Origin of the sequence: Chloracidobacterium sp., from assembly GCA_016720705.1 — a bacterium.
GTDB lineage: Bacteria > Acidobacteriota > Blastocatellia > Pyrinomonadales > Pyrinomonadaceae > OLB17.
Genome location: JADKKB010000005.1, coordinates 256,370 through 283,115 on the forward strand (window position 1 = coordinate 256,370; position 26,746 = coordinate 283,115).

Here is a 26,746-nt window from a genome sequence, read left to right on the forward strand (position 1 = left end):
ATCGGTCGTGCAAGCCGGATAATTTGGGGCGGACACGAAAGGGTTTATCTGCCGGGGCGACGGCCGAAAGAAATTAGCGTTTTGGTTGTGACCAGAAGGATCGTAATTAACATTCGTGGTGTGCACCTGACGATCGAGCAAAGAGATCTTATAGAAGATCAAAAGGCGAACAAATGAGCGAAAGAACCAGCCAGCTAAACTACCTTAATCCGACTTTGATCGGTCTTGCGGCGTCGATTTTGTTGACCGCCCTGGTCATTGTCGGGTCACGGAATCTAGAGCATTTTGACTCCGCCCTTTTCGGATACACCGTGGCGAGTGTCGTGGCATTTGGTGCGATCTTCTTTCGATACGCACTATGGCTTCAACGACCAGCGACGCGAGTGTATTTTCGGCGCGGTATCCAACTCTTTTTTCAACGCAAAAAGTTTATCCGCAATACTGCCGATTCATCGAAAACCCTTGCTACCAACATCGTCGGACAGCGTTTTATATTCAAGCGCGGTACGATGCGGTGGCTGATGCACTTTTTGATAATGTGGGGTTGTCTGACGGCGGCGGCAGTTACATTTCCACTAGTTTTCGGTTGGGTGCATTTCAATCTCGAAGGTGATTTGGGTTACCGGGTGTACCTGTTCGGTTTTCCGCTACAACTGGTAAATGGTCGCAGTGTCATCGCGTGGATCATATTTCACGCCCTGGATTTTTCGGCCCTAATGGTCATCGCCGGATGTGCGATCGCGATCCAGAGACGTTTGCGTGACCGCGGTGCTATCGCAATGCAGCAGTTTCTGCTGGATTTTGTCCCACATTTGCTCCTGATCGCGATTTCCGTTTCGGGACTTATGCTAACAGCATCGAGTCTCTGGTTTCACGGCTATATGTACTCATTTATCGCCCTCAGCCATCAGGCAGTGGTGATAATGACGATATTCTTTCTGCCGTTCGGCAAGTTCTTTCATATCATTCAGCGTCCGGCGTCGGTCGGTGTCGAATTATACCAATCGCGTTCCAAAGAAATGGAACAGGCAAAGTGTCCGCGATGCAGTACACAATTTGCCGCTCAAATGTGGGTTGACGACCTTAAAGGCGTGGTAAAAGAACTTGGATTTGATTACACCCTGGAAGACGGCACGACACTCCAGGATTATTGTCCGCGATGCAAGCGGATAATGCGCGCACTGGCCTATTCGGGACTGGCCAAACCGGCCGAGCCGGTCTTTTACGGAGTAAGGGCCGACGAGAAATAGTCGTTTGCGGCTGGGAAATTTATGTCAAAAGTTGAGAATCTCGACAGAATAATTAAGGAATTCGGACCAACTCTCCACGATGAACCGTACGGCGGATGGCGTGCGGACCGGGTCATAGACAAGGTTGTGCAGACCCATTGTCCGTACTGTGCGGTCCAGTGCGGGATGAACCTGCTGGTCGAAGACGACCACGTCGTTGGATTTGAGCCGCGGTATGATTTTCCCGTTAACGAGGGCAAACTCTGTCCGAAAGGGGTGACCGCGTATCTACAGGCTCACCATCCGGATCGCCTAAAGTATCCGCTGATCAAGCGAAACGGTGTATTCGAGCGTGCAAGTTGGGAGGAAGCTCTCGATCTGGTCGTTGCGAAATTTCAGGGGTTGCGAAAAGAATATGGGCAGGATTCACTTGCCATTTACTCTGGCTCGTCGCTGACGACCGAGAAGACCTATGTAATGGGCAAGTTTGCCCGGGTCGGACTACAAACGCGCTATGTCGATTACAACGGCCGTTTATGTATGGTTTCGGCCGCCGCGGGCAACAACAAGGCATTTGGTATCGACCGCGCCGCTAATCCGTGGAGCGATATTCCGCTGGCTGAGGTGCTCTTGATTGCCGGTGCTAATGTGGCCGAGACATTCCCGGTTCTCAATAAGTATCTCTGGCAGCAGCGTGACAAGGGGGGCATTTGGATAATTATCGATCCCCGCGAAACACCGACTGCACGACAGGGCGACCTGCATCTCCAGTTAAAACCGGGCACCGACGTCGCCCTTACCAACGGTATTCTTCACGTAATGATCAAGGAAGGATACGTTGACCAGAAGTTCATCGACGAAAGGACGAACGGTTGGGCCGAGACCCGCGAGGCAGTCTTTGAAAAATACACGCCTGAGTATTGTGCGGAGATCACCGGTGTGCCCGCCGAAAAGATAATCAAGGCGGCCCATTTGTACGGACGTGCGGCGACGGCCTTCGTCCTGCACGCACGCGGTATCGAGCACCACTCGAATGGTGTGGACAACGTGCTCAGTTATATCAATCTCGTACTGGCGAGCGGCAAGATCGGAGCACCCGGCCGCGGCTATGCGACATTTACCGGACAGGGAAACGGACAGGGCGGCCGCGAACACGGTCAAAAAGCCGACCAATTGCCGGGACAGCGCTCGATCAATAATCCCGAACACCGAAAGCAGGTCGCCAAGATCTGGGGCATTCCCGAAAGCGAAATGCCGCAAGCAGGCGTTTCGGTCGTCGAAATGTTCGACAAAATGCGCGAAGGCGAGATCCGCGGACTGATGTCGGTCTGTAACAATGTGATGGTCTCGATGCCGGACACAAACAAGATCCGCGAATCGCTCGAGGGGCTCGATTTTTACGTTTGCATCGACTTCTTTATGTCGGAATCTTCACGTTATGCAGACGTCGTGCTACCGGGAACGGCGTGGTCGGAAGACGAGGGTGTCACAACGAACGGCGAAGGACGTGTACTCAAGATAAACAAGGCGACCGAACCTCCGGGCGAAGCAAAACCCGACTGGTGGATCGTCAAGGAACTTGCGGAACGCTTAGGTCGCGGAAAGTTTTTTCCCTATAACAACACAAGGGAAATGTTTGACGAAATGGTTGAAGCGTCACGCGGCAGTACAGCGGATTACGGCGGCATCACCTGGGAGCGGATCGAGCGCGAAAACGGCGTATTTTGGCCGTGTCCGACCGAGGATCATCCCGGAACTCCGCGGCTGTTCGAGGATCGATTCTATCATCCGGATGGGCGAGCGAAGTTTCACGCTGTAACCTACAAGGGTGCTGCCGAAAAGCCCGACGACGAATATCCGCTGATTATGACCAGCGGACGGGTCGTATTCCAGTACCTTTCGGGCAATCAGACGCGCCGGATCAAGTTTCTGGTCGATCAGTGTCCGGAGCCATACGTTGAGGTTCATCCCGACACCGCAGCCAAACTCGGCATACGAGACGGCGAACGCGTCAAGGTCGTATCACGGCGCGGATTCGGCATATTCCCCGCATTGGTCGTCCGAACTATCAGGCCGGACACGATCTTTATTCCATATCACTGGGGCGAGGAACTTGCCGCCAATCAGATGACCAACCCTGCGTTGGATCCGACATCAAAAATACCTGAATTCAAGGCTTGTGCGGCCAGGATCGAAAAGATCCACTCGCGTGAACTGCCGATTTTCGGAGCAGCCTTAAAGGGTGTCTCGAGGAGTGAGGTTTAATAAGGAAATCGATTTATGAAAGAAACAATGTTCATCGACCCGCAACGCTGTATCGGATGCCGTTCGTGCGTGGCAGCGTGTAGGGAATGTTCGACTCACAAAGGCTACTCGATGATCTTTTTAGACCACATCGACCGCCACGAGTCCACGGCGACGATGCCGACGGTCTGTATGCACTGCGACGAACCGACCTGCGCTCTCGTATGTCCGGCAGACGCGATCAAAAAGAACGATGACGGTGTGGTGATGTCTGCGTTAAAGCCGAGATGTCTGGATTGCCGCAATTGTGTGAACGCGTGCCCATTTGGCGTTCCGAAGTACAATACGCAGATGCATCTACAGATGAAATGCGATATGTGTTTTGATCGCTCAAGTGAGGGATTGATGCCGATGTGCGCCAGCGTCTGCCCCACGGGTGCGATCGCGTTCGGCACCTATGAGCAGATCGTGCCGTTGCGCAAGACTAAGCCGGTCAATGCCCACGTTTTCGGTAATCAGGTGGTTGAGACCAAGGTCTATTTAATGCTCCCGACCGACGACGAAGAAGTAAATATCGACGGTTGCGGTGTTTTCGAAGGCCGGGTGAAACACGACGGAGCGGTCGGAGCCTCATCGTGGATGGATACACAGGCACAGGAGACTGATAATAGTAATGAGTTCTGATACATTGAAAGATTCGATCGATAGAGTGCTTTCGGATGAAAGGGACGTCCAGGATGCGTCGGCGGCCTACTCCCGTGAATTTCCGTATGATCGTGATGAGGAGACTCAGGTAACACGCCGAGAGTTCTGTAATTTCCTTTTCCTGACTTCTACCGCGTTTACGGTCAGTACTGCGGGATTTGCTGCGAAATCGGCATACGATTCGCAGAAAGAAAAGCAGTTCTATCCGGCGAAGGTCGATGGAGCCCTCGAGTTAGAGCCTGGCGAAAGCCTGAACTTTACCTATCCCGGCAAGGAAGATACCGCGATAATGATCCGAAATCAGGACGGCAGCTATCGAGCTTTCGGACAGAAATGTACCCATCTTTCGTGTCCGGTCTATTACTCGAAGGAGCACGCACGGCTTGAGTGTCCGTGTCACGAGGGCGGATTTGATGCCGGCACGGGGCGCGTGCTTTACGGGCCGCCGCCGCGGCCGCTGGATCTGATCGAACTCGAGGTCCACAACGGCGAGGTATTTGCCACCGGCAGAACGGTGAGAGGAAATGAGGGCTGAAATGCGAGAAAACGAAAGTAAGAGGCCTCACAAAATTTCAAGACCACAGACCCGCGGACGAACCGCCGTCTGGCAGGCACGCGTCGCATTGCTGATAATGATCAATCTGGCACAAATGTGGATACTCTCAGCCGCCATCGAGGCAGCCATCGCCAATGAGTATCGCCAATTATGGCCGCTTGTCATCGCTTCGGTCGTCTGCTGGGTAGTCGCACTGACGATAATACTCTGGTGGAAACCGGCGTCACGCCCGGGAACTGCCAGTCGATAACAGACGACGGCACATTGTCAGGCAGATCAAGGAATGCACCCGCGATGGAGCGGCACAAACGCTCGCGATCTATACACTTGCAACAAAGTTGTGGCGGTCGGCGTAGGTGTCGGCCGACTCATCGTATTCGCGATCATTTGTTGGCAATACATACCAAAACAATTCTTAAAGACCTGCCACGAAATATCCGTGCAAATGTGATTTAAATCATATCCAGCGCACTATTTTGCTAATAAACTTTGCCTTGCGGCCACCCCTATAGAGTGTTTTTACATAGCTCTTGCACCCAGCTTGTCGAAAATATGCTCGGAGGTTCAAATGAGAAAATCGTCGATAAAATCCGAACCAAAAGCTCGAAATATTCGAGTACGTGTGGTTAATGGAATTGTACTCGTCGTCTTTATATCTATCGCAACGGTGTTTTTGGCGGCTAGTTTCTGGACCGATCCGGTAAAGAGCAAAAATGATCCCATATTTCCGCAAGTCAACAAAGCCGCTCAAACTGAAGAATCCGATGACCCCGCGGTCTGGGGGAAGCGATTTCCGCTACACTACGAACTCTTTAAGAAGACAGTCGATCAATCCCGTACGCGATTTGGCGGGAGTGAGGCGGTACAAGTAACGCCTAAAGATTCCGACCCGCGATCGGTCGTATCGCAGTCGCGTCTGGAGGAAGATCCGCGTCTGGTCACAATGTGGAATGGCTATGCATTCTCAGTCGATTTTCGCGAAGAACGCGGATACGCTTATATGCTTGACGACCAGACATTTACCGGTCGCCAAGCGGTCGTCAAACAGCCCGGGTCGTGTATCAATTGCCACGCATCTACCTATCTGACATACAAACGGCTTGGCGACGGCGACATTTTTAAGGGGTTTGACGCACTCAATAAGATGCCATTTACCGACGCCCGCAAAGAGGTGAGCCATCCGGTGTCGTGTATCGATTGTCACGACTCCAAGACGTTGAAACTCCGCATTACAAAGCCGGCATTTATGGTCGGGATAGCAGCCTATAAGGCGTCTCAAGGCGTAAAAGATTACGACGTAAACCGTGATGCAACGCGAAACGAAATGCGTTCGTTTGTCTGCGGACAATGTCACGTCGAATACTATTTCAAGGGCGAGGGAAAAACATTGACCTTCCCGTGGAGTAATGGACTGAAAGTGGACAATATTCTCGCCTACTATGATGAAGCAAAGCACAAGGACTGGGTGCATAAGGAAACCGGTGCGGAGGTGTTAAAGGCGCAGCATCCTGAATTTGAAATGTTTAACCAAGGGTCGCACGGACGTGCGGGCGTTTCCTGTGCCGATTGTCATATGCCGAAAACGGCCGGGCTCGCGAAGATAACTGATCATTGGATCCGCAGCCCGCTCTTAAACATCGCTCAATCTTGCCAGGCGTGCCACAAGGCTGACTCGGATGAATTGAAGTCGCGGGCAGAGACGATCCAGAATCGGACCTATAGCCTCCGAAATCTAGCTATGGACGCTCTGATGGATCTGATCGCCCAGATAAAGGCCGCGAAGGCAGCAGGTCGATCAGACGCCGATCTTTCCGCCGCGAGAGACTATCAAAGAAAGGCCCAATTCTATCTGGACTTTATCGAAGCCGAAAACTCTATGGGGTTTCACGCCCCGCAAGAGTCAACAAGGGTCCTGGGCGAATCGATCAATTTTTCTAGATTTGGATTGATGAGCCTTGGAGGCTTTAAGCCGGTCCATCCGTTTCAAGGCAAAACGGAATAGATGACGGACGGCGACGCTTGTTTAACCACGATCGTCGCACCGCCCGAAGGGAATTATTAAAAATAACTAATATGTGTAAGTACGTTAAAAATGTCGGAATTGTAATAGTTTTTATCTTGGTCACGGGGTTTATCACGAGTGCCCAGAGCACGGTCCCGCCAACGGATGTTGGGTCTGCTCGCCCGATGCCTTCGGCAACGCCAACGGATGATGCGATGCGAAATCGGGTAAAGCTGCTTGAGGAGCAGGTTGAAATGATGCGGCGTGAACTAGCTGAGCTGAGATCGGCGGTCGGTAAAAATAGCAATTCTGGAGCCGACACGTCTGCAAAGGCCGAGCCGAAACCTGCGGTGGCCCAAAAAGTCGAAGCCGTGGCCGCGGCGCCTGCGAAAAAAGATCTCGGTATGGATGTCGGCTCAGCCAGACTGACGCCTTACGGAATATTGTTTTTCAATGCCTTTGGAAACAGCGGCGGTACAAACAACTCCGATATTCCGCTATTTGCTACAACGAGCGGCACCGGGAATGTGAGTGCGAGTGTCCGGCAGACTCGTCTGGGCATACGGCTTGAGGGTGCAAAGGTCGGCAAGGCAAGGCTCTCGGCCATCTTCGAAGGCGACTTTTTCGGCGGGTTCCCTTCGGTCGCCATCGGTGAGAACTTTGGCGTGTTTCGACTGCGTTTAGCAAACGCGCGTCTCGATTGGGAAAAAACGTCCATGACGATCGGCCAAGACTGGATGGTATTTGCGCCTGCCAGTCCGACATCACTCGCTGCAGCGGGCATCCCGCAAATGGCGGCGTCCGGCAATCTCTGGTCGCGCTTACCACAGGTAAAAGTAGAGCGGAAACTAACTCCTCACGTTACTTTGCAAGCTGCATTGCTCGCCCCGCAGACCGGTGATTTTGCAACGAACGCGGCCTTCTTTTTACAACCGACGAGCGGCACTGCATCTCGCGTGCCGTATCTGCAGAGCCGTATCGCGTTTAGCGGGAAGAATTGGTTCCAGAGCAAAAAAGCGGGTTCGATCGGCATCTCGGGCCATTACGGCCGATCCGCGGTCTTCACGGGTGCAAATAATGTTAGAAACGATCTCGATTCGGTCGGGCTTGCCTTGGACTGGAATCTTCCGTTCTCAAAGCGACTGTCGTTGACCGGCGAGGCGTTTGTCGGCCGCAATCTCGGTGGATTTCAGGGCGGCGTCTTTCAGGGTTACAACACTGACTTTGCATACCGACAGGGCGTAGCTTCGACGGCGGGAGGCGTGCGTGCGATCGGGACCCGAGGCGGTTGGGCACAGATCGGATTTACCCCTAAGGTCCTAAAAGATCGATTGGGCATCTACGGAACGGTAGGCATCGATGATCCTAAAAACAGCGATCTGACGAGCATTGCAAGCCGCGATTGGCGGCTCAGGAATATGTCCGTCGCGGGTGAGATGATATATAAGTTCACACCGCAATTCTCGTTCGGGATCGAGTATCGCGGATTCTGGACGACCTATATGCTCCGCGGACAGCAGCACGCGAATCACGTAAATCTGGCGGCAAGTTATTCATTTTAATGGTTGCGGAGGTCGGGCCGTTACCTGATTTTGTCAATTGAGGCATAAATGCGTTAAAATCTGCGTGCCCTAACGATCAATTTAACGCACAGTCCATATGCTTTTTTTGACGCAATCTGCCGCAGTTTACGGTATCGACGCCTTAATTGTAGATATAGAGGTCAATCTGCGCCCGGCGAGCGGCGACGGAGATCAGACGCCGGGCGTAACGATCGTCGGCCTGCCGGACACCGCAGTGCGGGAATCGCGTGAGCGAATCCGAGCGGCGATCGCGAACAGTAACTATTTTTTCCCCTTAGATAAGGCGACTGTCAATCTCGCTCCGGCGGACGTGCGCAAGGAAGGTGCTAGTTTTGACCTGCCCATAGCTCTCGGCATACTTGGGGCAAACGGCGATCTGACCAACGGACAGGGACTCGAGCGCACGATGAGCGTCGGCGAACTGTCGCTTGACGGTCGAGTGCGACCCGTACGTGGGGCTTTGTCGATCGCCCTCGCGGCACGCGAAAACGGCGTTGTAAACCTTCTGGTTCCCGAAGAGAATGCAACCGAGGCGGCGGTCGTGAAGGGTGTGAACGTTTTTCCGGTTCGAGATCTCCGGTCGGCCGCCGAACTTGTCATCGACCTCGATGCCGGAAGGCTGACAAAGATCAGGCCGCTCGTTCTGGACATTTCGGAACTCCGCGAGCGGGAGAATCATTATAACGTCGATTTTTCTGAGGTTCGAGGCCAACAGACTGCCAAACGGGCATTGGAGGTCGCCAGTGCCGGTGGGCACAATATACTTTTTATCGGCCCGCCCGGATCCGGCAAGACTATGTTGGCTAAGCGTTTGCCGACGATATTGCCACCGCTCGAGTTTGAAGAAGCTCTCGAGATCACGAAAATACATTCGGTCGCAGGACTAACCGGCAAGTCGGGTTTGGTTACTGACCGTCCGTTCAAATCTCCGCATCATACGGTCAGTCAGGCCGGATTGATCGGGGGTGGATCGATCCCAAAGCCGGGCGAAGTCTCGTTGGCTCATTTGGGCGTTTTGTTTTTGGATGAACTGCCGGAATTTGACCGGAGCGTGCTCGAAGTCCTCCGCCAACCGCTCGAGGACAAGATGGTGACCATCTCGCGGGCGGCGACCTCGATGACATTTCCCGCTGATTTTACAATGGTCGCGTCGATGAATCCGTGTCCGTGCGGATACTTTGGTTCCACGCGCGAGTGCAAATGCTCAGGGCCGATGATCCAGCGATATGTCGGCAAGATATCGGGTCCGTTAATGGACCGCATTGATATCCATATCGACGTGCCTGCGGTGAAGTTTGACGAACTGCGAGGCCGGGGAGTGCCGCAAGGCGAGAGTTCGGCGGTAGTCCGCGAACGAGTGATAGAGGCCCGCAAGATCCAACTCACGAGATTTGAGGGCAAGTCCTTTTCAAATTCTGCGATGTCGCCAAAGCAGATCCGCACATTCTGTGCTCTCGACACTGAGTGCGAAAACCTACTCGAGAAGGCGATGCAAAGACAGGGTTTGTCCGCTCGCGCCCACGACCGCATATTAAAGGTCTCGCGTACCATCGCCGATCTCGAAGGCAGCAGCAACATTCAACCGACCCATATCAGCGAGGCGATCAATTATCGTTCGCTTGATCGCAATTACTGGACTTGAACCCTACCGGAATACTGCATTGGCCGTGCAGAACTTTGACTGTGACGTGAAAGATTGTAAACTCTGAAATCTTGAACGATGGTGATATCCTTTAATCATTTGCGGATATAGCCGATCACACAAACGGGTAACCGCAAGGCATATAAATATTGATGTCCACAACTTTTGGCGAAAACATAAGTGGCTTTGAACAATTGCCGCAGACCATTCCGCATTTTTGCTTTGAGTCGTTCAGACGGAACGACAAGCAGGACGCACTTGCATACAAGGCAGGGGATATCTGGAAACATCTGAGCGGCACAGAGGTGATCGAGCGGGTGAAGCGTATCGCCGCCGGTCTCGCATCGCTGGGCGTAAAGGCCGGTGACCGAGTCGCGATCATTTCCGAAAATCGACCGGAATGGTCATTTGTGGATCTTGCGATCCTCAGTTTGCGGGCCGTTAATGTGCCGATCTATACCACTCAGGCAGTCGAACAGATCCGCTTCATACTCGAAAATTCGGGAGCAAAAATCTTGTTCATTTCGGGCAGGAAACTCTGGAAGCACGCAGAGAATGCTATTCAGAGCGTCGAACGACTCGAAAAGCTGGTCTTTTTTGACATTGACGGAAAGCCCGAAGGGAATAGCCGGGCGACGACTCTGGCTGACATCGAGGCGAAGGGTGATGAATTTAACCGCATCGACCGCGACGCCGTCGACCGCACAATGGCCGAGATCGAAACCACGGATCTCGCGACGATCATCTATACGTCCGGTACGACGGGCGAGCCAAAAGGCGTGATGCTGACCCACGAGAATTTTGTCTCAAATATCCTCGCCGTCTCAAAGGCTTTGCCTATCAGGAATTCGGACCGCAGTCTGGCGGTGCTACCGCTATCGCATATCTTTGAACGGACCGTATTTTACGTGCTCTGCTCGAATGGTGTATCGATCCATTATTGTGCCGCGTTCGATCAACTCGCTTCACATTTGCAAGAGGTCAAACCGACGATAATGACGGCGGTACCGAGGCTTTTCGAGCAGGTCTATCACAAGATAGTGAAGAAAGGGAAAGCGGCTGGTGGATGGAAAACCAAGCTTTTTGAATGGGCTCTGGTGGTCGGACAGGAATACTCGGATGCTAAGGATCGACACGGATCGCTCTCACCCTTACTGGCCGCCCGGCACGCTTTAGCCAGTCGGCTTGTGTTTTCAAAATGGCGCGACGGTGTTGGCGGCAGTCTTCGCTTTTTCGTGTCCGGCGGAGCACCACTATCGAGAAGGCTGTCGTATGCGTTTTTAGCGGCCGGCATCCCGATCTTGCAGGGATATGGTATGACCGAGGCATGCGTGACGTCTGCAAACCGTCCGGAGGATAACAAGGTCGGCTCGATCGGGCGTCCTTTTGACGGGATCGAGATGAAGATCGCGGAGAAGGACGGCGAAATTCTGATCCGCGGCAGAAACGTAATGCAGGGCTATTATAATAATCCTGAGGAAACCGCCAAAGTGATCGATGACGAAGGGTTTTACCACACGGGCGATGTCGGCTATCAGGACAATGACGGCCATTTTTACATAACAGACCGCATCAAGGACCTATTTAAGCTCTCGAACGGTAAATATGTCGCACCGCTTCAGGTCGAAAGCCTTTTGAAGCAAAGTCCGCTTGTTTCCCAACCCGTCGTAGTCGGTTCGGGCCGGAAACAGGTCGGTGCCCTGATCGTGCCTGATTGGGATGCGTTAAAAGAAGAAATGAGGGCCGAAGGGCATCCCGCGACCGGCACGCGCGAAGAACTTTGCGAGGATCCGCAGTTCGTCAAACGAGTCCAACGTGACGCGATCGATCTTACCCGGGAACTCAGCGATTATGAACGTGTAAAACGCGTCTATCTCCTACCAAGAGAGTTTTCGATCGACAAAGGTGAAATGACACCGACGCTCAAGATAAAACGGGGCGTCATAGACGAAAAATTTGGTGAGGCGATCGACGAGATCTGCGGCAGTTAACTGCGAAAAGAATTCAATTGAGTAAGCATTCGAGTGAGGCCGGATCATCGTGCTTAAGTTTTAAGAGCGATTCGGCCAATTCAAATAACGGAGCGGGAATTGCCGTTGGAATTGCGTCCGCCATCTCCTCACCGCTTATTTGTGGGTATCGGGAGTAGAACTCCGCCTCTGCCGCACAAAATTCGCAGTAATGCAGATGCCCACGCACCTCAGAGCAGCGATACCTGGCGAGGTCGCCGGTTTGGAATTCAAGCAGCTCTTCCGATGTGGGACAGGCTTCGTTCTTAGAAAAATTTACCATACAAAAAACAAGCGATCAAAAAATCGCACGAGTAGCACGTTGAGTCAGGAGCTAAGGTTACGCCGGCCTATTTTTCTTCTGCTACTCGAAAATAAATCAGCAATCAGGCTTTGCTTCCATAACTTTCGAGGAAAAGTTTCGCTAAATTTGTTCAGGGACTGACCATTTCTCGCCAATCCGGCCCGTAAACTACTTAAATGCAACGTTTAAGAATATATGCACAACAAAAACAAACAAAAGAAAAACTTGTTGCTCAAATAGAATTTTCCTGCTAGTATCTTAAATGTAGGCAGTGAGACAGGAATGTTTCACACTACACCAACCCGGTTCGGCACCTCGCTCAGCGGCCGCACCAAACATAAAGTTTCTCAACTTTCCCCCACCAAGCGAAACAGCAGCCGCACGTTTTGAGCGATCTAACGTTGCCCGTAGAGCATCAACGAACAGGCCATTTTGGGCTATATCGTCAAGATCGCTCGCCGAACGCGAACCCTTTCGATGGTTGAAACTACCGCAGGTTTATTATGAACGAAATGAAAGTGCAGGTATCTCTGCCAAAAAACATCCAAGGCCGACAGTTCAAGGTGGGTAAATGGAATGCCAGTCTCGAAAAATCTGATGTTAATCAGATCTGGACTGAACTTCATCGCATAGTGTCTTCGCACCCGCTGGTTCGGGCGTCGAAAAGGGCGGGATTCCTTGTCGAAGAGGGAAAGCAAAACGCCTACACTGACCTCACACAGGAATTGTTCGTCGCATTGCTCAGCAAAGAGAGATTTCAGCACTATATAGATACTCAGATGACCGATCCTGAGATCGAAGCTGAGATCAGTCAGATCGAACTCACAAATTTGTTGACCGCGGAATTGAGAAAGCGTTATCCGGAATCATACCGTCTAGCTCGTCGTGTCTCAACGCTCATTCAAACAAGTGAGACATTCAAGCGTTTTGATAATATCGGCAATCCGGAGGCCCATCGCCGCCTTGCGGACCGACTTTACGGGCTCGCCGTTTGGGCCAATCAGAAATCGCGTCGTGACGTGCAGGAAATGGACGAGCGAGTAAAGGCGGTCTCATTTCAAAAGCGCGATACGAGGATGGTGGGCTGCACCGGTGATGCTCAGATCGTGATCAGCAATGTCGAACTTGAGAAGCTGATAATACGCGTATTTAAGGCGATCGATTCGCCGGTCGACGTTCGTTCGCTTCGGTCATTTGTAATGTCGAGGCTTCCTATAATGGATATTCATCTCGTGCCCGTCGGCGGTCCGGCTGATGGCGACGACGATGATCGAATGCAGTTTGAGTTCAAGGATGTTCGGGAAACGCCTGAGCAAGATCTGCTGAGAAACGAAGCTGAAATCGAGGCCATAGGCTATGTTGACGGCTTTTTGGAGACGCTTAACAAATCCGTTCGCGGCAAAGCGAAACAGTATGACCGAATGATCAACGTATTATGGCATTGTTACCTGATCGCCGATAGCGGCACTCAACTCGAAGTCGCCGATCTGCTCGGAGTATCGGATTCGCTTGTTTCGGATTACCGAAAACGGATCGAGGCAAATCTGCAGCAGCTTGAATTTGGCGGCGTCAACGAGGCGAGGCAATTTGAAAAAGCCCTAAAACGCAAAGTCCGCGAGATGGTGACGGTCGAAAAAGAAGCGGTGGCCGCATAGCTGAGCAATTCGGCCGTGTGCAACGGTATGCAAATATAGGTATTCTATTACGAATACCGGTAACCAAAAATGCCCACCGAAAGTTCAAAAGATCGTGATTACAAGCCGCTCTCATCCACAGGTAGTTTCAACGAAGACCAGGAGCTTCGCGGCGTTTCATCGCTGCGTCCATCGCCGATCCTGAACCAGTCGGCCGAGCCTTATATCCGGCAGGACACCGCGGGTGTGCATCGAAGCGGAAGAGCTGAGCACTCCGAGCCGAAGAGCGAAGGTGGTCTGTCAAGCGAGTTTGGCCCCGATATTTCGCTCACTGCCGATGATATCGATCCGGCGGGACAACCGCCGAGACGACGCGAACGAAAGCAGGAAAAAGACGTCAAACTACTCACCGGGGAACGTTGGCTTGTACGCAACGGCCACACGTTTACTTACGTGGGCCTTTTTATTTTCTCGATCCTTGTTTTATTTCGTCCTTATGAACTGATACCGCAGTTGTCATTTCTTTCGGCTACCGCATTCTATGTGGCTCTGGCGACGCTTGCGATCTATCTGCCGGCCCAGATCGCGACCGAGGGCAATCTGACAATGCTATCGACCGAGGTTAAGGCCGTCCTGGCACTTACGGCCTTATCGATCGTGACGATGCCCATCGCTCGCGATCCGGCCGTCGCTTGGGAAACGTTTAATGATCCGTTTATCAAGGCGGTAATTATATTCGTGGTTTTGGTAAACGCGGTGCGTACGCGTCGACGTCTGATGGGCTTAATGTGGCTCTCGATCCTGATCGCCGTTTACCTGTCGTTTTCGGCGCTCGATATGTATATGAACGGCGAGTTTACGGTCGAATCATATCGAGTCGGTGTCGATGTCAGGGGAATGTTCGGTAACCCGAACGAAATGGCGATGCATTTGGTGATGATGACTCCACTCGTTATCGCCCTCGGTATCGCGACTAAGTCTAAGCTCGCGAAATTTGGCTTGTTCGGATCTGCCTTGTTATTCGTCGGTGGGAATATGGTCACATTTTCCCGCGGCGGCTTCATCGGCCTTATCGTGGTGGGAGCTATGCTGGGTTGGAAACTGGGGCGAAAACACCGTTTGAATGTTACGATCGTGACATTGGCCCTTGGGGCAGTAACCGTACTGGCGGCACCGGGAAATTATGGCCTGCGGATGCTGTCTATCTTTATTCCGGGACTCGACCCGGTCGGTTCCAGCGATCAGCGAAAAGAGCTTTTGATCCGTTCGCTTTTGATCACTGCACGCAATCCTTGGGGGATCGGTATTGGCAATTTTCCGATCGTCGGCATCCACAATCTGCAGTCTCACAATGCGTTTACTCAGGTATCGTCAGAATTAGGCATACTAGGTTTAGCGGCCTATTTGGTCTTTATGATCAGCCCATTCCGAAAACTCGCCGCGATTGAGCGTCTGCTCTTCGACAAAGGCGAACAGGGTTGGTATTACTATATGGCGATCGGATTGCAGGCGAGCATCGTCGGCTATATGGTCTCGAGTTTCTTTGCATCGGTTGCGTATAATTGGTTCATATACTATCTGATCGCGTACGCCGTCGCTTTCCGGCGGTGTTATTCGTTCGAAAATGGTTTAAAAGAGGACGTGCAGGCTGGTCCGCTATGGGAATGGCGCTCCGCCGAGGCGAAATGACGGCAGCAGCATCGATATTGTTCTTGGTTTGTATCGTAGTATTGGCGTACGTGTACGTCGGCTACCCTCTGGTCGTGTATGCGGCCGGGCTGATACTTGCCCGTCCGGTTCGCCGCGATAATATCGAGCCAACAGTGACGATCCTGATCACGGCATTTAACGAGGAATCCGCCATCCGCGAAAAGCTTGCCAATACTCTCGCGATAGAATATCCGAAGGACAAACTGGAAATTCTGGTTGCATCGGACGGCTCGACCGACCGGACTGATGAGATCGTCAAAGAGCACGCCCATCTTGGCGTCAAGCTCTATCGGCAGGAGGGGCGTCTCGGCAAGACTGTTACCCAAAATAGCGCCGTGGCCGCAGCATCGGGCGAGATCGTACTGTTTTCGGACGCGACGACCGAATACACGCCCGACGTTCTGCGCAGGGTTCTGCCGGCCTTTGCCGATGATACCGTAGGCTGCGTTGCAGGGCGATTGGTATATCTGGACAACGGCGAAACCAACGTCGGTACCGGTGCTCAAAGTTATTGGAACTACGAGACTTTTCTAAAAACCTCAGAAAGCCGTGCTTGTTCGCTGATCGGGGCATCAGGATGTCTATACGCAGTTCGCCGTTCCGCATACAGGCCAATGTACGCTGAGGCGTGCTCCGATTTTCTGATCTGCACTGAACTGTACCGGCAAGGCCTGCGAAGTATCTTTGAGCCGGATGCGGTCTGCTATGAGCACACGAATCAACGAACGCACGAAGAGTTTAAGATGCGGGTTCGTGTCATCTCACAGACCTATACAGACCTTTGGCGCAATGCCGATATGCTCAATCCGTTTAAGAGCGGTTTCTACGCCGTACAGTTGATCTCGCATAAGCTTTTACGATATTGCGTTCCTTTGATATTGGCTTTGATCCTTGTCACAAACGTTTTTTTGGCGGGCCGCAGTCTCTTTTGGGACTTTTTGCTGCTCGGCCAAATGGCGGTCTATATTGCGGCATTTTTCGGATGGCTGGTCGAGCGTGCCGGCCGTCGGATCACTCTTTTGGCGATACCACTATATTTTGTCTTGGCCAATCTTGCCTCGGCGATCGCATTTTTCAGGTTTGTCCGCGGCGAGCGTGTCGTGACCTGGGAACCGATCCGCGAATCACGTTGACAGATGAGATCATCTGACCAAAACAACCCCGAATCAAAGATCTTCGTCGGCCGCAACGTTTTTTCGTGGGCGCCGAAGGTCAGTATCGTAATACCTGCGTACAACGTCGCCGACTTTATCGCCGAAACTCTCAAATCAGTTGCAGAACAAAAATTTCGTGATTACGAGGTTATAGTCATAAACGACGGTTCACCGGATACGCCGGCCTTTGAACGGGCGATCGGAGCCTTTCGTGAAGACATCGTATATATCAAACAGCCGAGCCTCGGTGCCGGTGCCGCTCGCAATACCGGTATCAGGCACGCCCGGGGCGAGATCATCGCATTTCTGGACGGAGACGATATATGGATGCCTGATTTTCTCGCCTCGCAGATGATATTTTTAGGGCGTGGTTACGATATGGTCTATTGCGATGCCTTGCAGTTCGGAATGAGATCAGCGACGCGAAAGACCTTTATGGAAGGAGCTCCGTCGAACGGAGAAGTTACGGCTCTATCGCTGCTAGATTATTCGTGTAATGTGATCACGTCCGGCACGATAGCATATAAGTCAGCACTGGAACGGGCAGGCCTGTTTGAACCTGAGCGAAATAAGGCTCACGACTTTCACCTATGGGTACGAATGGCAAAGTCCGGGGCACGGATCGGTTATCAGCGAATACCGCTACTCAAGTACCGGGTGCATCTGCAGAGTTTGTCCGGCGATTCAGTCAGCCGCGTTAAGCGTGAGATCGACGTTCTGGGCCGCGTCAAGCGGTCGATCGATCTGGACAAAAGTGAACTGGCGGTCGTCGATGGAATGCTTACACGACTGCAGTGCGACCTGAGGATCGAATACGGCAAGGCATACTTACTAAACGAAGATTTTCGAAACGCCTATCTTTCTTTTGCGGAGGCAAACAGTATCCGTCCATCGATGAAACTCCGGACGATCACCTGGCTCGCACGCCTCGCACCGAGATGGTTGCTCAACCATTACCGCACCCGTCGGCCTGACGAGATAGCCTTTGTTCCACGCAGCTTGCCGATGAGCAACGGCGATTAGCGGCTGTACCAAGTTCTATCTCTACTCCTCGATAACTGTTGGGGTAAACGGTTTGCCGTATATCTCCTGATAGATCCAGCCCAGAAATCGGGCTTCCGCGGTGCAAAGATTTTCGATCCAAGAACTCGTTAAATAGATCCGTTTTTCAACCGAGGTAGTCAGCTTTTCAGCCTTTTCGACGGCAGATAGATCGTGGTCTTCGTCCAGTCCGAAGGTATCAGTCAGATCGGTGCGTGTGGCTCGGGCTTCCTGCAGGGCGTTCAGGACGTCTGTGATCCAGGCATTGAGCGTTGGTTCTGAGTCGTTTTCAGCCAGAGCCTGAAATGCACCGACCGCAAATCGAGCCTCCGCGTTGTCGAAGGGATAAATGGCGATGCCGTTGACCTTGTCATCCTGCTGTTTCCATTGAAAAAGCTGTTCGACGTAGGGCAGACGGACGCGGCTAACGCGCTCGTCGTAATTGAGAAACCACTCCAGAATGTCGGCAAGCGAACCGATATCGGGCCCGCCATCGGCGGTTATTCTAAGTTTGGGCGGCTGATCCTGTGCCGATGATACATTTGACATAAGGGGTATTTCATCACTTTTGCAGGGCAAAAACCAAATCGCTTTTACAATTCTTGCGGGTGGTCGTTATAATCCAATGTATCAACGTGCCCACAGAAACCATCGAAAATAGTGCGGGTTCCGGCGTGCGGCCCGACGGCGAAGAGCGCGACCTTGGGTTTGGCTCGATCGTTTCCGGCCAGAGTCGGCAAAGGCTGATCAATCCTGACGGATCGTTTAACGTGCAGCGGTCCGGACTGCCGTTTCGCACCACACTCAATCTATTTCATATCTTTCTCGAAATGAGGTGGGCGTCGTTTCTGTCACTGCTGCTCGCGATCTATTTTGTAAGCAATATCGTTTTTGGGATGGGGTATGCCGCATTTGGCGAGGCGGCACTCGTAGATACTTCGGCAGACGCGACACAAAGCATCTATATACGTGGATTTTTCTTCAGCGTCCAGACATTTGCCACGATAGGTTACGGCACGATCCATCCGGTCGGGATCATCCCGAATTTGCTTGTCACAGTCGAATCGTATTACAGCTTGCTCGTCAACGCTCTGATAACCGGCGTGGTCTTCGCCCGTTTTGCACGGCCGACAGCACGGCTGATCTATAGCGAGATCGCCGTCGTCGCACCATACCGCGACACGACCGGATTGATGTTTCGGCTAGTGAACGGACGAAACAATCAGTTGATCGAGGTCACGGCTCAAGTGATATTTTCGCGTCTGGTGGCCGAAAACGGCCGCCCGGTGAGGCGTTTTGACCTTTTGGAACTTGAGCGAAGCAAAGTGTCGTTTTTCCCTCTAGCCTGGACGGTCGTGCACCCGATCACGATGGAATCGCCACTCAAAGGGCTTTCGCACCAGGACCTTTTACGATCCGATGCCGAGATACTGATACTTATGTCAGCGATCGACGAGACCTTTGCTCAGGTCGTTCACACACGGACATCGTATAAACCGAGCCAGATCAAATTCGGTCATAAATTTATCAGTATTTACCGCGAGGTGCCCGAGGGCGAGCCGATCTCGATCGACGTTCGGCGGTTATCGAGCGTAGAGCGGGCGGAGTCATAATGTTTACAGGTATAATCGAAGAATTAGGCCGTGTTTCCGCAGTAGAATCACTAGCGGCGGGCGTCCGCATTACGATCGCCGCGGATATCGTGACGGAGGATATCGGCAATGGCGACTCGATCGCTGTGAACGGTGTGTGCCTAACTGCGCTCAATGCAACGACGGACGGATTCGCGGCGGACGTCTCACCGGAAACGCTCGAGCGATCTACGATCGGGCGTTTGAAAGTTGGGTCGAGAGTGAATCTCGAACGGGCGGTGACGCCGACGACGCGTCTCGGCGGCCACATCGTACAGGGACACGTGGACGGCCGAGGCCAGTTCCTCGCCGCCACGGACGAGGGTGAGTTTTGGACCGTCAGTATCGGCTTTCCGGCAGAATTTCGCCGATATCTTGTGTTTAAGGGCTCGGTAGCGGTGGAGGGCATCAGTCTGACAGTTGCGCACCTTGACGATACTCAGTTCGACATCGCCGTGATCCCTAAGACCTGGGAGATGACCAATCTGTCGACACTTGTGCCCGGCGATGCAGTAAATCTAGAGGCGGACGTCATTGCAAAGTACGTTGAAAATATTGTACGGTTTGGCGACAAAGGAAACTAAATGCTGATATCGATCTTACTGATCTGTGCCATTTCGTTTGGCGGACTCGCTCTGACATATCCGATCGTCGCTGACGAGCGGTTTATGTGGCGACTGGCCGTTGGCAATATCGTCGGGACCAGTATTTTCGGACTTGCGGGATTCATTCTCGCATCGCTTTTCGGGCTTAACGCCGTCACTGCCGCCGCCGCGATCGCAGTTTCACTATTGCCGCTGATGTTGCTGAGGAGCAAACCTTACAAGCGGGAATTCAAGCACGACTGGGCAAAGGCAAAGGGCAAATTTCAGGGCGGTAACCTCAAGCGATTTTCGGGTTTCGGGTATTATGCATTTTTTGCTCTGGTCTTCTGGCTATTCTTTGGACAAGCGATGTACCAGACGGACGCGGGGATATTCACCGGTGGTTCGAACAACCTCGGCGACCTTCCGTTCCATCTTGGAGCCATCTTGGGGTTTACCGACGGAGCTAATTTTCCGCCGCAGAATCCGTCATTTGCAGGTGCAAGATTTTCGTATCCATTTGTTGCTGACTTTGTCACTGCCGCGTTTATTAAGCTCGGGGCGGATGTTCGCGGTGCGTTAGTGATACAGGATTTTGCTTGGGCATTTTCACTTTTGGTGATCCTCGAGCGGTTCACGGTCAAACTGACCGGAAACAAACTCGCGGGCCGCATAGCTCCGCTTCTGCTGTTTTTCAGCGGCGGGCTTGGTTTCGTATGGTTTGCGAAAGACTACTGGGAACAGGGTAAGAGTCTCTGGGAAGTATTATGGCAACTGCCGCGAGACTACACGATCGGCGACAAATTCCGATGGGGAAACTCGATGGTCGTGCTGTTTATAACTCAGCGAAGTTTGCTGCTCGGGATGCCGATAACGGTATTGGTTTTAGGGTTTCTCTGGCGCGTTTTTTCTGGGGAAAGTGATGATATCCAAAAAATCGCCAAGCCGGATATTGCAGGTAAGACCGGTGACAGCGATCTGCTTTCGACATTGTGGCGGCCATTTGCTCTCGGGCTTTTTGCCGGAATGCTGCCGCTGATACATTTGCATAGCCTGATCGTGCTATTTGTCGTAACCGGATTCTGTTTTATCTTTCGACCTGAGAAATGGCGGGTGTGGATCGCGTTTGGAGTTGGTGTGACGGTGATCGCGATTCCCGAACTCATATGGTCAATGGCGGGTAGCGCGTCGGATGTGAGCAAATTCATCGGATGGCATTTCGGTTGGGACAAAGGCGACGCGAACATATTATGGTTTTGGTTAAAAAATACCGGTATCGTAATTCCGGTCATCGCCGCCGGGGTCTACGCTTTATTAACGATCAAGGAACCGGATCACAAAGCGAGAGCAAAAAAGGATGCGAAATTGCCGGACGGCCGGACACTCCTGCTATTTTACGTGCCGTTCGCTGTACTATTTATTGTCTCAAATGTGGTAAAACTCGCTCCTTGGGAGTGGGACAATATCAAGGTTTTGATCTATTGGTTCGTCGGGTCGCTACCGTTGATGGCATATGCAATTGCAAGGGCTTGGGAGAGTGGTAAATTTCTCAGAACTGCGGCGGTAGCTTGCTTGATAGTGCTGACGTCGGCTGGCGGACTCGACGTATGGCGGACGATGAGTGGGCAAAATCATATAAAGGTATTCGACACGGACGCGATTCGCTTGGCCGAACAGATCAAGGCAAAGACGAGCCCCGATGCATTGTTTCTGAATGCTCCGACGTATAACACTGTCGTCGTACTCTCGGGGCGACCGTCCTTTATGAGGTACATCGGCCATCTGTCATCGCACGGGATCGACTACGCCAAACGCGAAGAGCAGACAAAGCTCATTTATTCCGGCGGCGGAGTTGCGGACCTGTATTTGCGACAGAACAATATCGAGTACGTACTCGTTTCACCCGACGAACGCAATACGCTCGGAGCCAATGAGGAATTTTTCAAAAAGTTTCCATTGATAGCAGAATCGGGCCAATATCGCGTATATAAGATTAAAAACTAAGCGACCGATGAATGGCGAAAAAGAGACAAACGATCAGATAACAGAGCGGCCTTACGACATCGGCTGGCTGGTGAGTTGTGCGATCGTAACGGCCGCGGCGACGCTGTTGCGATTCTATTGGCTCGGCCTAAAGCCATTTCATCACGATGAGGGCGTCAACGGCTTTTTTCTAAAAACCCTCTTTGATAAGGGCACCTACGCCTACGACCCTGCCAACTATCACGGGCCGACGCTCTATTACATCTCGCTTGCGTTTGCCAAGGTGTTTGGGCTCGAAACCGTTCCGGTCAGGGCGAGTGTCGCTGTTTTTGGCGTTCTGACAGTGGTGCTGGCATTTTTTCTAAGGCGATATATCGGGAAGATCGGCTCACTCTCGGCGGCACTCTTTCTGGCGTTATCGCCGGGTATGGTCTACATCTCAAGGTATTTTATCCACGAGATGTTCTTTGTTTTTTGCAGCCTCGCCGTAGTGGTTGCGGTTCTCTTATTTATCGATCGGCGTAAATCAGGCATATTCGCCAATGTTTGGATGGTGATCGTGCTCCTGACGGCATTCTTACCGTCTGCACTGAACTTGGCAGCGGCACTTGGCGGAGAAAATGCCGGAGCACTTTGGGCGTTTCGGGTAGCCTTCATTATCGTTGAGGCGGTGTTGGTGTTCTTCGTAATGCGGATGCTGCTTTCGTGGGAAGACGGCCGGCCGATCTATCTTTTGCTTGCGTCGACCGCGGCGGCGATGTTATTTGCGACCAAAGAAACGGCATTCATCACGCTAGGCACGATGCTTATCTCGATATTCTGTGTTTGGCTTTGGCGCAGGTTTGCCGCCGGCGATCTGTTTAGGAACCGAGGCATGTGGGGCATTGTGCTGGCTCACGCCGTCGCGATACTTATTGTATTAGTATATAAGGACAAGTTTATCGAGGGCGGGCAATGGTTTTACGCGAACTTTTTCGGCGAAGGCCGTCCCCAAGAGGCGTTTGCGTTTTATGGAATAGTATCGCTCGCGGTCGCGGCGATGACGGCTTGGGCGATCTTTCTGTTTAGCTACAGCAAAGATAATGAGTCCGTTCTTGTCGAAGACAGCAATCTCAACTGGCATACGTTTCGACCTGCACTGGGCATAGGAAACGACCTCATCTTAATGCTTGTCGCGGTTGCGGTGGTGTTCATTTATCTCAATGTTCTATTCTTTTCATCATTTTTCAGCTATGCCGAGGGCGTGCAGAAAGCCTTTGAGGCATACGCGATTTGGACCAAGACCGGCAATAAGGATCACACGCAAAACGGCCTGATGGGCTATGTAAAGTGGGGGCTTAAGGTCGAGTCCCCGTTAATTATCCTCGCACCGATCGGAGCGGCAGTTTCGTTGTTGAGAGCAAGGCATAGATTTGCGATCTTCACCGCGTTTTGGGCATTTGGACTCTTTGCTGCGTACACGATCATTCCATACAAAACGCCGTGGCTCGCCCTGAGTTTTTATTTGCCGATGTGTTTGATCGCGGGCTACGGCATTAACGAATTTGTTACGTCGAAACGAATGCCGCTCAAGGCACTCGGAGTGATCCTGGCGGTCATCGGTTCGGCGGTTTTGGCATATCAAGCGTATTCGATCAATTTTGTCCGTTATGATGACGAAGAAATGGGATACGTTTATGCCCACACGAAGCGTGAGATGCTCGACCTCGTGGCAGAGATAGATCACTTTGCCGAAAAGAGCGGCCAAGGCAAGCAGGCGACCGTCGAGATCGTTTCACCGGACTATTGGCCGATGACGTGGTATCTGAAAGACTATGAACACGCGAACTTTCACGGGTCTCTGGTCGATGCAACTGCGGCGGAGATGATCGTTGCCAAGAAGGACGCTCAGGACGCCGAGGTGATCAGGCGCTATTCGGCTCATTACAAATTCGCGGGCGTTTACCCGTTGAGGCCGGGAGTCGACCTGATGCTGCTCGTTCGCAAGGATATCGCCGGCGCTGACGCCACGGAACTATACAAAATACTCGAATACGAGACGCCGCCGCCAAGATCAAATTATTAAGCGTCGGCGTAAGGGCTTGGCGAATAGGAACATTGAAATGTTGAAAAAAGCGATTGTGCTTATTGGATTGGCGATGAGTCTTGCGGCATCCGCCGCGGGGCAGAGATCCGACGACAGAACGGCTGTACTTGCCGTTGTAAAACAGCTTTTCGCTGAAATGGCGGCGGCAAATCCCGTTGGAATAATCGCGGTCGGAACTCCCGAAAATCAACTCGTCGCACTTTTCAAGCAAAAGGACGGCAAGTCGAGGATGCAGGTGATATCGCGTGAAGCCTTTGCAAAAATGTTCGCTGACAAGACAAAAGTGATGGAAGAGGTTATGTACGCACCCAACGCCGAAGTCAGTGGTGACTGGGCAATGGTTTGGGGGCGATATGTGTACTTCGCAAGCGGCAAACTGTCGCATTGCGGTATTAACCAGTTTAATCTAGTCCGCACCGGTGCGGGTTGGAAGATCGCCAACGGAGCCTCGGTCATCGATCCCGACGCCTGCACCGAAGAAGAAAAGGCGATAATTCCTAGTAGTGCCATTCGGGTCAAGCCGTCCAACTAAAATATGAAAATTTTCAAGATATCGTTTCTTTTGTTTATTTTGGCGTTACCGTCACTGGCTAAGATCAGGTCCGGCGAGGATCTGATCACCGCAATGCACGATAAGTACGACGGCAAATGGTACAAGACGCTCACATTCCAACAGCAAACCATCAATTACTTAGCTGACGGCACGTCCAACTCAACGATGTGGTACGAAGCGATGAGCGTTCCCGGTCGCCTGCGCATCGATATTGCTCCAGTCGAGAACAAGGGCGGAATGCTCTTCAGCGACGGAAAACTCTTTTCGTTTCGTGACGGCAAACAGACGGCGGAGCGTCCGCTGATGCACCCTTTGCTTCTGCTCGGCTTTGACGTCTATGCCCAGCCTGTCAAAAAATCACTCGAACAGCTAGCCTCGTTAAATATCAAAATGTCGATCCTCCGCACGGGCAAATGGCAGGGCAAAGCCGTCTACATTGTAGGTGCAAACCCCGGTGATCTAACTTCGCCACAGTTTTGGATCGATAAGAAGGAATTGCTTTTCGTGCGGCTATTAGTGCCCGGCGGCGCAAATAAAAAGAGCACTAACGAAACTCAATTTAACAAATATGTGAAGATGAAAGGCGGTGGATGGGTTGCCGCCGAAGTGCAGTTTATCGTCAACGGCAAGCTATCGACTTCGGAGGTGTATTCAGATATACGAACCGGCATCGAGCTCAACGAGGATCTTTGGAACCCGGCGAAATGGGCATCAGTTGAGCGAAAGCACTTTGTGGTCAAATAGGAAGAAAGCACGGTACCGCGCTACAATTGCAGGCATTCTACCCCCAAGGAGTCCTGTCACAATGCGAACTATCTTTGCTCTTCTGGTTATATGTTCCGTCTCGGTTTCGGCCTTTGCAGTCGATATGTCCTCCCAGATCAACGCGGCCACCGCCAAGGCAATGCCGCAGGTGATCGAATGGCGGCGCTACTTCCACGCACATCCGGAGCTTGGCAACCGCGAAATAAATACTGCAAAACTAATTGCTGAGGAACTGCGAAAGCTCGGCATCGAGACTCGCACCGGAATTGCGAAAACCGGTGTTGTAGGTATTCTTAAGGGCGGTCAGCCCGGCCCGGTCATAGGATTGCGGGCAGATATTGACGGTTTGCCGGTGACCGAGAGAGTCGATGTGCCGTTTCGCTCAACCGTCAAGGCCGAATATAACGGCCAGCAGGTCGGTGTGATGCACGCTTGCGGCCACGACACCCACATTGCGATGCTGCTGGGTACGGCAACAGTACTTGCGGGAATGAAGGACAAGATAAAAGGGACAGTTGTCTTTATTTTTCAACCGGCGGAAGAAGGGGCTCCCGCGGGAGAGACCGGCGGTGCCCTGGATATGGTCAAAGAGGGCGTAATGGATAACCCGAAGATCGACGCGATATTCGGCATACATATCAACTCGGCGACCGAGATCGGAACGATCAAGTACAAGTCCGGCTCGACGATGGCGGCAAGCGACTGGTTTCAGATCAAGGTCAAGGGCCGCCAAGCACACGGTGCATACCCTTGGCAGGGAATTGATCCGATCGCTGTTGCGACCCAGATCTATACCGGTTTACAGATGATCGTCGCCCGCCAGTCCGATCTGCCAAAGGCTCCGGTCATTATCACGGTCGGGAAAATATCTGCAGGCGTCCGGGAGAATATAATCCCCGAGGAAGTCACGATGGCCGGCACGATCAGAACGCTGGATACCGAAATGCAGAACGAAGTTCACGAGCGAATAAAGCGGACGGCGACGAAGATCGCCGAGAGCATGGGAGCCACCGCCGAGGTAACTATCGACCGAAAGACGCCCGTGACCTACAATACCCCGGAACTAGTCAAAAAAATGCTCCCGTCACTCGAAAAAGCCGTGGGGAAGGGCAATGTGCACGATGCTGATTGGGTCACCGGGGCCGAGGATTTTGCATTCTATAGGGAAAAAGCTCCGGCATTTTTCTTTTTCGTTGGCGGAATGCCGAAAGGCGGCGATGAGAAGACCGTGGCGTCACACCACACTCCGGATTTCTTTATCGATGACAGTCGCCTCGACGTGGGAATTAAGGCGTTTTGCAATATTGTGTTTGATTTTGAGAAGTGATGGC

Annotated in this window: 22 protein-coding genes; 20 read left to right on the top strand and 2 right to left on the bottom strand. The window is 52.3% G+C overall.

The genetic code is table 11. The features are described from left to right. The first annotated feature begins 173 nt into the window (after positions 1–173). The 9 genes from IPQ00_04375 (at position 174) to IPQ00_04415 (ending at position 11,952) form a co-directional block, all read left to right on the top strand. Positions 174–1,250 carry an MFS transporter gene (locus tag IPQ00_04375; GenBank protein MBL0239794.1) on the top strand — a complete coding sequence of 359 codons (1,077 nt, stop codon included), beginning with the start codon at positions 174–176 and terminating at the stop codon, positions 1,248–1,250. Positions 1,251–1,271: 21 nt separating this feature from the next. Further along, entirely contained in the window at positions 1,272–3,494 is a 2,223-nt protein-coding gene (fdhF, locus tag IPQ00_04380; protein ID MBL0239795.1) for a formate dehydrogenase subunit alpha, read from the top strand. Between the two features lie 15 nt (positions 3,495–3,509). Continuing rightward, positions 3,510–4,157: a 4Fe-4S binding protein gene (locus IPQ00_04385; protein ID MBL0239796.1), complete on the top strand. Its 648-nt coding sequence runs from the start codon at positions 3,510–3,512 to the stop codon at positions 4,155–4,157. Next, complete coding sequence (locus IPQ00_04390; GenBank protein MBL0239797.1) at positions 4,147–4,713, top strand: ubiquinol-cytochrome c reductase iron-sulfur subunit; 567 nt, start codon at positions 4,147–4,149, stop codon at positions 4,711–4,713. The genes IPQ00_04385 and IPQ00_04390 overlap by 11 nt, the downstream gene beginning before the upstream one ends. 1 nt (position 4,714) lies before the next feature. Beyond that, positions 4,715–4,984: a hypothetical protein gene (locus tag IPQ00_04395; protein MBL0239798.1), complete on the top strand. Its 270-nt coding sequence runs from the start codon at positions 4,715–4,717 to the stop codon at positions 4,982–4,984. 318 nt (positions 4,985–5,302) lie between these two features. After that, the gene (locus tag IPQ00_04400) at positions 5,303–6,736 is read left to right on the top strand and encodes an ammonia-forming cytochrome c nitrite reductase subunit c552 (GenBank protein MBL0239799.1); all 1,434 of its coding nucleotides are present in this window, start codon (positions 5,303–5,305) and stop codon (positions 6,734–6,736) included. Between the two features lie 71 nt (positions 6,737–6,807). Continuing rightward, positions 6,808–8,298: a hypothetical protein gene (locus tag IPQ00_04405; protein ID MBL0239800.1), complete on the top strand. Its 1,491-nt coding sequence runs from the start codon at positions 6,808–6,810 to the stop codon at positions 8,296–8,298. A 97-nt stretch (positions 8,299–8,395) separates the two neighbouring features. Beyond that, positions 8,396–9,961, top strand: coding sequence for a YifB family Mg chelatase-like AAA ATPase (locus IPQ00_04410; GenBank protein MBL0239801.1), 1,566 nt, complete (start codon positions 8,396–8,398; stop codon positions 9,959–9,961). 152 nt (positions 9,962–10,113) lie between these two features. Beyond that, positions 10,114–11,952, top strand: a complete 1,839-nt coding sequence (locus IPQ00_04415) for a long-chain fatty acid--CoA ligase (protein ID MBL0239802.1) — start codon at positions 10,114–10,116, stop codon at positions 11,950–11,952. A gap of 13 nt (positions 11,953–11,965) precedes the next feature. On the opposite strand, the gene IPQ00_04420 is transcribed toward IPQ00_04415, so the two are convergent. Further along, positions 11,966–12,253, bottom strand: coding sequence for a hypothetical protein (locus IPQ00_04420; protein ID MBL0239803.1), 288 nt, complete (start codon positions 12,251–12,253; stop codon positions 11,966–11,968). Positions 12,254–12,777: 524 nt separating this feature from the next. Between IPQ00_04420 and IPQ00_04425 the strand changes: the two genes are divergently transcribed. The 4 genes from IPQ00_04425 to IPQ00_04440 all read left to right on the top strand — a co-directional run bounded on the left by IPQ00_04425 (position 12,778) and on the right by IPQ00_04440 (position 17,795). Then, positions 12,778–13,929, top strand: a complete 1,152-nt coding sequence (locus IPQ00_04425) for a hypothetical protein (protein ID MBL0239804.1) — start codon at positions 12,778–12,780, stop codon at positions 13,927–13,929. A gap of 69 nt (positions 13,930–13,998) precedes the next feature. Beyond that, complete coding sequence (locus IPQ00_04430) at positions 13,999–15,597, top strand: hypothetical protein (GenBank protein ID MBL0239805.1); 1,599 nt, start codon at positions 13,999–14,001, stop codon at positions 15,595–15,597. After that, positions 15,594–16,751, top strand: coding sequence for a glycosyltransferase family 2 protein (locus IPQ00_04435; protein MBL0239806.1), 1,158 nt, complete (start codon positions 15,594–15,596; stop codon positions 16,749–16,751). The genes IPQ00_04430 and IPQ00_04435 overlap by 4 nt, the downstream gene beginning before the upstream one ends. A gap of 3 nt (positions 16,752–16,754) precedes the next feature. After that, entirely contained in the window at positions 16,755–17,795 is a 1,041-nt protein-coding gene (locus IPQ00_04440; GenBank protein ID MBL0239807.1) for a glycosyltransferase family 2 protein, read from the top strand. Positions 17,796–17,816: 21 nt separating this feature from the next. On the opposite strand, the gene IPQ00_04445 is transcribed toward IPQ00_04440, so the two are convergent. Continuing rightward, positions 17,817–18,362, bottom strand: coding sequence for a hypothetical protein (locus IPQ00_04445; GenBank protein ID MBL0239808.1), 546 nt, complete (start codon positions 18,360–18,362; stop codon positions 17,817–17,819). Between the two features lie 86 nt (positions 18,363–18,448). On the opposite strand from IPQ00_04445, the gene IPQ00_04450 reads away from it, so the two are divergent. From IPQ00_04450 to IPQ00_04480, 7 genes are all read left to right on the top strand, one after another. Next, positions 18,449–19,426: a transporter gene (locus IPQ00_04450; GenBank protein ID MBL0239809.1), complete on the top strand. Its 978-nt coding sequence runs from the start codon at positions 18,449–18,451 to the stop codon at positions 19,424–19,426. Continuing rightward, positions 19,426–20,028 carry a riboflavin synthase gene (locus IPQ00_04455; protein ID MBL0239810.1) on the top strand — a complete coding sequence of 201 codons (603 nt, stop codon included), beginning with the start codon at positions 19,426–19,428 and terminating at the stop codon, positions 20,026–20,028. Before IPQ00_04450 ends, IPQ00_04455 begins: the two co-directional genes overlap by 1 nt. Next, entirely contained in the window at positions 20,029–22,032 is a 2,004-nt protein-coding gene (locus IPQ00_04460) for a hypothetical protein (protein ID MBL0239811.1), read from the top strand. 7 nt (positions 22,033–22,039) lie between these two features. After that, positions 22,040–24,076 (top strand): TIGR03663 family protein, encoded by a 2,037-nt coding sequence (locus tag IPQ00_04465; protein MBL0239812.1) that lies wholly within the window; start codon positions 22,040–22,042, stop codon positions 24,074–24,076. A gap of 37 nt (positions 24,077–24,113) precedes the next feature. Beyond that, positions 24,114–24,629 carry a hypothetical protein gene (locus IPQ00_04470; GenBank protein ID MBL0239813.1) on the top strand — a complete coding sequence of 172 codons (516 nt, stop codon included), beginning with the start codon at positions 24,114–24,116 and terminating at the stop codon, positions 24,627–24,629. Between the two features lie 3 nt (positions 24,630–24,632). Beyond that, positions 24,633–25,394: a hypothetical protein gene (locus IPQ00_04475; protein MBL0239814.1), complete on the top strand. Its 762-nt coding sequence runs from the start codon at positions 24,633–24,635 to the stop codon at positions 25,392–25,394. Positions 25,395–25,455: 61 nt separating this feature from the next. Further along, positions 25,456–26,742 carry an amidohydrolase gene (locus IPQ00_04480; protein MBL0239815.1) on the top strand — a complete coding sequence of 429 codons (1,287 nt, stop codon included), beginning with the start codon at positions 25,456–25,458 and terminating at the stop codon, positions 26,740–26,742. Positions 26,743–26,746: the final 4 nt, after the last annotated feature.